This is a genomic window from Caballeronia mineralivorans PML1(12) (assembly GCF_001028175.1).
Lineage (GTDB): Bacteria > Pseudomonadota > Gammaproteobacteria > Burkholderiales > Burkholderiaceae > Caballeronia > Caballeronia mineralivorans.
Genome location: NZ_AEJF01000130.1, coordinates 26,118 through 32,136 on the forward strand (window position 1 = coordinate 26,118; position 6,019 = coordinate 32,136).

At 58.5% G+C, this 6,019-nt stretch carries 7 protein-coding genes and 1 pseudogene; 7 read left to right on the top strand and 1 reads right to left on the bottom strand.

Annotation, left to right across the window (positions count from 1 at the left end; translation table 11 throughout):
• The first annotated feature begins 371 nt into the window (after nucleotides 1-371).
• From EOS_RS20970 to speG, 7 genes are all read left to right on the top strand, one after another.
• Nucleotides 372-632 carry a hypothetical protein gene (locus EOS_RS20970; RefSeq protein ID WP_047848612.1) on the top strand — a complete coding sequence of 87 codons (261 nt, stop codon included), beginning with the start codon at nucleotides 372-374 and terminating at the stop codon, nucleotides 630-632.
• Between the two features lie 83 nt (nucleotides 633-715).
• Entirely contained in the window at nucleotides 716-985 is a 270-nt protein-coding gene (locus tag EOS_RS20975) for a hypothetical protein (protein ID WP_047848613.1), read from the top strand.
• 164 nt (nucleotides 986-1,149) lie between these two features.
• Nucleotides 1,150-1,371, top strand: coding sequence for a hypothetical protein (locus tag EOS_RS20980; RefSeq protein WP_047848614.1), 222 nt, complete (start codon nucleotides 1,150-1,152; stop codon nucleotides 1,369-1,371).
• A 270-nt stretch (nucleotides 1,372-1,641) separates the two neighbouring features.
• Nucleotides 1,642-3,036, top strand: a complete 1,395-nt coding sequence (locus EOS_RS20985) for a selenium-binding family protein (RefSeq protein ID WP_047848615.1) — start codon at nucleotides 1,642-1,644, stop codon at nucleotides 3,034-3,036.
• 37 nt (nucleotides 3,037-3,073) lie between these two features.
• Nucleotides 3,074-3,712, top strand: coding sequence for a hypothetical protein (locus EOS_RS20990; protein ID WP_407639171.1), 639 nt, complete (start codon nucleotides 3,074-3,076; stop codon nucleotides 3,710-3,712).
• A 347-nt stretch (nucleotides 3,713-4,059) separates the two neighbouring features.
• On the top strand, nucleotides 4,060-5,031 hold the full coding sequence (locus EOS_RS20995) for a LysR family transcriptional regulator (protein WP_047848616.1): 972 nt from the start codon (nucleotides 4,060-4,062) through the stop codon (nucleotides 5,029-5,031).
• A gap of 88 nt (nucleotides 5,032-5,119) precedes the next feature.
• Nucleotides 5,120-5,662: a spermidine N1-acetyltransferase gene (speG, locus tag EOS_RS21000; protein ID WP_047848617.1), complete on the top strand. Its 543-nt coding sequence runs from the start codon at nucleotides 5,120-5,122 to the stop codon at nucleotides 5,660-5,662.
• 150 nt (nucleotides 5,663-5,812) lie between these two features.
• On the opposite strand, the pseudogene EOS_RS47125 reads toward speG, so the two are convergent.
• Nucleotides 5,813-6,019 (bottom strand): annotated as a pseudogene (locus EOS_RS47125) (glycosyltransferase family 1 protein); the annotation flags it as partial.

Below are 6,019 nucleotides of genomic sequence, written 5' to 3' on the forward strand. Positions count from 1 at the left end.
CTCGTACGCGGCTCCATAGTGAAGATATTGTCTGTTGTTACCCGCACTCGCAGTGATTCGATACTAGGTGACGGCCCTGCCTTTCGCAATATGGTTTCGTTCCGGATGTTCGATCGGGCACATGTCGTCCCGGGGCCAACAGGTCGTGCTCAAGCTGTTGGCCGGAAGCCGTCACCCGGCTCAAATGCGGGTGCACAAACTTGTGCGGCGCTCGCTGTCATGATTTCGACAAGTCTTATCCAGCAAGCCTCCCGGCATTATTTCATCGCTCATCGACGCAGCTGGCACAGGCCATGCATTAGTGTCCAGCGAGCAGACAAGATGCTCACCAACCTTTAAAGCCACCTGGCTTAACCCTTAGGAGAACTGCCATGAAATCACTGACCATCAAAGATCTGTCCATCACCGAAGAACTCGACAGCCGCGCCATGTCGGCCGTACACGGTGGCACGCTGCCCAGCTACTGGCCCGGCGTCAGCGTGTCCTCGTACGAATCCTCGTTCAACGCTACGCAACTGATCAGCCAGTCGCAAAACACGCTGAGCAACAACGGCAACAACGTCGCGTTCGCCGACCATATTGACTCGAACGTGAAGCCGAAGCAGACCGCCACCAACACAATCAACTTCTAAAGCTGCGTGGCATACGTGGAGGTCTTGCGGCCTCCCGTCTGCCCGTTCAAGCCGCCTTTACCCTTTTAGCTTGGAGCACCGCCATGTCGTCCATCATGATTCAAGATTTAGCTCACAGCCGGGAACTCGACCGTCACGCAATGTTGGACGTGCACGGCGGCAACTCGTCGCTTGCCAGCGCCGGTCCTTACGCCAACGTCAACGTCGATGTGAACCAGAACATCATTCAGTATCAGAACGTTCAGGTCAACGCGCTTAACAACGTCGGCGTGATCGGCGCCGGCTTCGGACCGCTACACCTGAACGTCAGTCCGTCTCAGTACGCAAGCACGGGTTCAGCTTTCGCTCTTTGAAGCATGGGCATTACAGGTCTGCATGCCTCGACGTGCACCGCGGGAAGATTCTTCCCGCGGTGCACCCGGCGTTTCGAACGGCCTGAATTGCCCGGGTTTAAATTGCCCGGGTTTAAAGCCTATACTGAACTGGATGGAAACCCTCACCTTCTCTGGATGACACCATGGCCGCTATTCTGATCAAGGACTTGCCGGACAGCGTAGAACTCGACAAGCAGGCGATGAGCGCAATTGTCGGCGGCGCGAGATCCAGCGCCCATCAGGCGCTGCGCTCGTACGCAAAGCCGGCGGGCAGCACGAGGATCGTCAATTTTCCGGCTAGCCAGATTGGCGTTACCGCACCTCAACCAACGGCGAAAGCCACCGGACGGAAAGCGCGTAAATAGACTGTCCGATGCACGCGCGCAGAGAATACCCGGCCAGCGCTTGGCCGGGTATTCTCGTTTGTGGCTCTCGTTTGTGGCGGGCGGGAAATTGACCTGAACCAACACATATCGCCATACGGCATTCCCTTAGAAGAAATCGAGCTTTGGACGCAAAGCCGTCCCGTCAATTGAATGCAGGAAACAAGGTATATTCAATCCGCAGGTCTGCGGATATTCCTTGTGCGGCTTCTACGAAGCCACCAGGGATAACACCTTCCCTGGAGAACTGGCATGGCTACCTGGACACCGGATCCAACCTTCTACCCCTCCCCGCGGATGGCCATGAAGGCCCCGCACGAAACGATCGCTTATGTCGCCAGTTTCGATCCCTCGCGACAGGTTCCGGATGCCATCGCCGTTATCGACGTGGACCCCGAGTCGGCTAGCTATTCGAAACTGCTTAACAACGTTGCCATGCCCAACGCGGGCGATGAACTTCATCATTTCGGCTGGAACGCCTGCAGTTCCTGCCTATGCCCGAATGCCCCCCATCCGCACGCCGAGCGCCGTTATCTGGTCGTGCCCGGTTTGCGATCGTCGAGAATCCACATTCTCGACACCAAGGCCGATCCGCGCAATCCGAAAATCGTGCGTGTGCTTGAGCCTGCGGAAGTGGCCGAGAAAGCTGGTTATACCCGGCCCCATACGGTTCATTGCGGTCCCGAGGGTATTTATGTAGCCGCATTGGGGAATGCGGAAGGCGAAGCGCCGGGCGGCATCTTTCTGATGGATCATGAGACCTTCGACATTCGAGGTCAATGGGAAATAGATCGCGGTCCTCAGCAACTATCCTACGACGCCTGGTGGCATCTCGGTCATGACACCCTGGTCACGAGCGAATGGGGTCTGCCTGCCACATTCGAAAACGGCCTCGTTCCAGAAATTCTGCTTGGTGGAAAGTATGGTCACAAGCTGCACTTCTGGGACCTGCATACGCGCAAGCATAAACAGGAAATCGACTTCGGTGCTGAGAACCAGCTCGTGTTCGAACTTCGTCCGGCTCATGATCCAACCAAGGCGTATGGGTTCGTCAATTCGGTGATCAGCCTGAACGATTTATCCGCGTCGATCTGGACGTGGTATCGCGACGGTGACGCGTGGAGCGTGAAGAAGATCATCGAGATTCCAGCCGAGCCTGCCAACCCCGATCTGTTGCCGCCCATGCTGAAAGGCTTCGGTGCGGTGCCTCCGCTAGTCACCGATATCGACCTGTCCATGGATGACCGTTTTCTCTACGTCGCCTGCTGGGGTACCGGTGACTTGCGGCAATACGACGTGTCCGATCCGTTCTCACCGATTCTCACGGGTACCGTGAGAATCGGCGGCATCGTATCGCGCGAATCGCACCCGAAGGCTGCTGGCCGCAACCTGAACGGCGGACCGCAAATGGTCGAGGTAAGCCGCGACGGCCGCCGCGTGTATTTCACCAATTCGCTCTACGGCGCCATCGACGAACAGTTTTATCCCGATGGTATCAAGGGCTGGATGGTAAAGCTCGATGCGTCGCCCGAGGGCGGCATTGAGTTCGATCCGCGCTTCCTGGTCGAGTGGCCGTCCACGCACCGGCCGCATCAGGTGCGGCTCGAGGGCGGCGATTGTTCATCGGACTCGTACTGTTATCCTTGACCGGCGGCGCTAATGCGGCGCTCACGACCCGCGCATAATGAATATGACATCGGCCGCGCCGGGCCAAGCATGGGAGTGGCTTGCCATTGCGGCGCTTGGGGTGTTTCACGGGTTCAACCCCGCGATGGGCTGGCTGTTCGCGGTCGCGCTCGGTCTGCATCGTCGCAGCCGGCAGGCAGTCCTTCTCGCCATCCCGCCGATGGCGCTGGGTCACGCGCTGTCGATAGGTCTCGTCGCGGCGCTCGTGCTTGCGACGGGCCTGGTCGTCGATAGCCATCTCATCCGCATCTTCAGCGGCGCTCTGCTCATTGCCTGGGCCGTGTATCAGCTTCGATACGGCCATCGGCATAGGGTGCGTGTGGGCATGACTACAGGTTCCGCCGGCCTCGTCGCCTGGTCGTTCCTGATGGCCACTGCACACGGCGCCGGCCTCATGCTGATCCCAGCGCTGCTACCCTTGTGCGGCTCGGCAGGTCGATCGTCGGGACCGCTGCTGGTCTCGCTCGCCGCCGTCGGCGTCCATACCCTGGCCACGTTGCTGGTGACCGGCAGCATCGCCCTGCTTGTTTACGACTGGCTGGGAGTCGGCGTGCTCAGACGCGGCTGGATCAATTTCGACAGGCTCTGGATTATCGGACTCGTGGGCACGGGCTTGCTGCTGATCGCCACGTCATGACGCCGGATTGCTCGCACGACTGCGAATGACAACCGCGCCGGTCTAAACTTACGACTTCCTCCACACGCCTGGTTTTATGAAGGGCCTATCATTCCTGACGCAGACTCCAAGCGCTCATAATGCGGCTATTCGCGATCGACCTGCTTAGCGGCTACGATTAACCTCCACGGGCCGCGAGACGTTCCCACGGGTTCGGGTTTCGTCCGATCCCGATGGAAAACCTGTACCTTCCCAGAACCACAACCTTGTTAGCAACTGAGCGAAAACGACAATGAAAAAACTGCCGGCACATCAAGTGACCAAAGAATCTTTCCGTGTCGTTTTAGTCCGCGCGTAGGCAGACAGAGATGGCTCAAAGCTACTCGAACTGGTTCGTGCGCGCGCGGCTGAAGACGCGGCAGTTGCTGCTGCTTGCGGCAATGGAAGAGGAAGGCAACGTACGCCGCGCCGCCGATGTGCTCGGCATGACGCAGCCGGCCGCATCGCGTTTATTGAAGGAGCTGGAGGATGTGCTGGAAGTGCGGCTCTTCGACCGGACGCCTCACGGCATGCATGCGACGCTGTACGGCGAGGTAATGATCCGGCACGCACGCATGGTGCTGTCGAATCTCAGCCAGGCGCACGATGAGATTTCTGCCTTGCGCGCAGGACTCGTCGGCCAGGTGCAGATTGGCGCGATCGCCGCGGCCGCCGCGACCATGGTGCCGATGGCCATCGCGCGCGTGAAGGCGCGTTATCCGCAATTGCAGATCTGGCTGCAGGTGGAGACTTCGGACGTGATGCTGCCACTCGTCGCGCAGGGTCACCTCGACATCATGATCGGCCGCGTACTTGAACGGCAGGGCCAGTTCAAGGAAGCGGTGCGTTATAAACCCATCGCCGAGGAACCGCTTTGCGTGGTCGTGCGCCCCGGGCATCCGCTCGAACATGCAACCGGCTTGACCATGCGCGATATCGTCAACGAGGGCTGGGTGCTGCACCCGCCGGGCAGCGTGCTGCGACACCGATTCGACATGGTGTTTTCGCAGATCGGTCTTGGTCTGCCGCAGAACGTGGTGAACACCAATAACATCCTCGCTATATCAGGCATCTTGCTACAGAGCGACATGCTCGCCGTGGTGCCCGAAGAGGTCGCACGTCAGTACGAGGAGTTCGGCACGCTGAAGCGGCTGGCTATCGAATTACCATGCCGCATGGACGCGTTCGGCATCATCACCCGGCAAACGCAATTATTGTCGCCGGCTGCGACTGTTGTGCTGCGTGCGCTGCATGATGCAGCGGTCGAAGTGTATGGCGCAAGGCTGGATGTCATCGCTTAGTGGCTAGATCGCGGAAAAGGCCAAGGCTGGCTCAAGCGAACCCGTGGGTTATATTGCTCGTCGATCTACTATTGAGGGAGTGTCACACATGATCATCGAAGAGAACCATCAGCTAATGCTCCGGCCCCTCGAACGAACCGATCTCCACTTCGTCCACAGCCTGAACAACAACGCAAAGATCATGCGTTACTGGTTCGAGGAACCCTACGAGACGTTCTCTGAGTTGTCCCAGCTATACGATCGCCACGTCCACGATTTGCGCGAACGCCGCTTCGTCGCAGTCGACAAGACCGGCGAGACCGTAGGACTCGCGGAATTGATCGAGCTTGACTACATTCATAGGCGCGGCGAGTTCCAGATCATCATTGCACCCGGCGCCCAAGGCCGCGGTTATGCAACCAGCGCAACCGAGCTTGCAACGGATTACGCGTTTTCAGTGCTCAATCTTCGCAAGCTTTATCTGATCGTGGATGTGTCGAATCAGGCTGCCATTCATATCTACGAAAAGTGCGGCTTCAAGCAAGAAGCGGAACTGATCGAAGAGTTTTTTGGCAACGGCCGGTATCACAACGCGTATCGCATGTGCATTTTCCAGCACGATTTCCTTAAAAAAACGCAAGCCGGTAAATAAGCAAGCGGCCAGCGTTGCCGCCGTAGGTCACCAGCGGCTGCAAGGTGCGCGACCAGGATGCGTGGACACGGAACCGTTGTTTATCGTCTTGCTACTGTTGTCGGGCGCTACGCTGGCGCTAGCCGCGTTGACGGGTTATTAATTTAGCTTCTAAGCACGCGCAAGCGATTCCACCCGCCCGCTCGACTCGGCTTTATGCAACATCTGATGCGTCAGCATGACATGCTGCCGGGCGAAGCCGCGCGTTGTCAGATCCTTCAATACCAACTCCCGCTGCGCGCGGCGAATCCTCTCGGTCGTGCCTGCCGGATTCGCGCCCAATGCAGCGACGGCCTCGCGCAAGCTTCGTGGATCGTA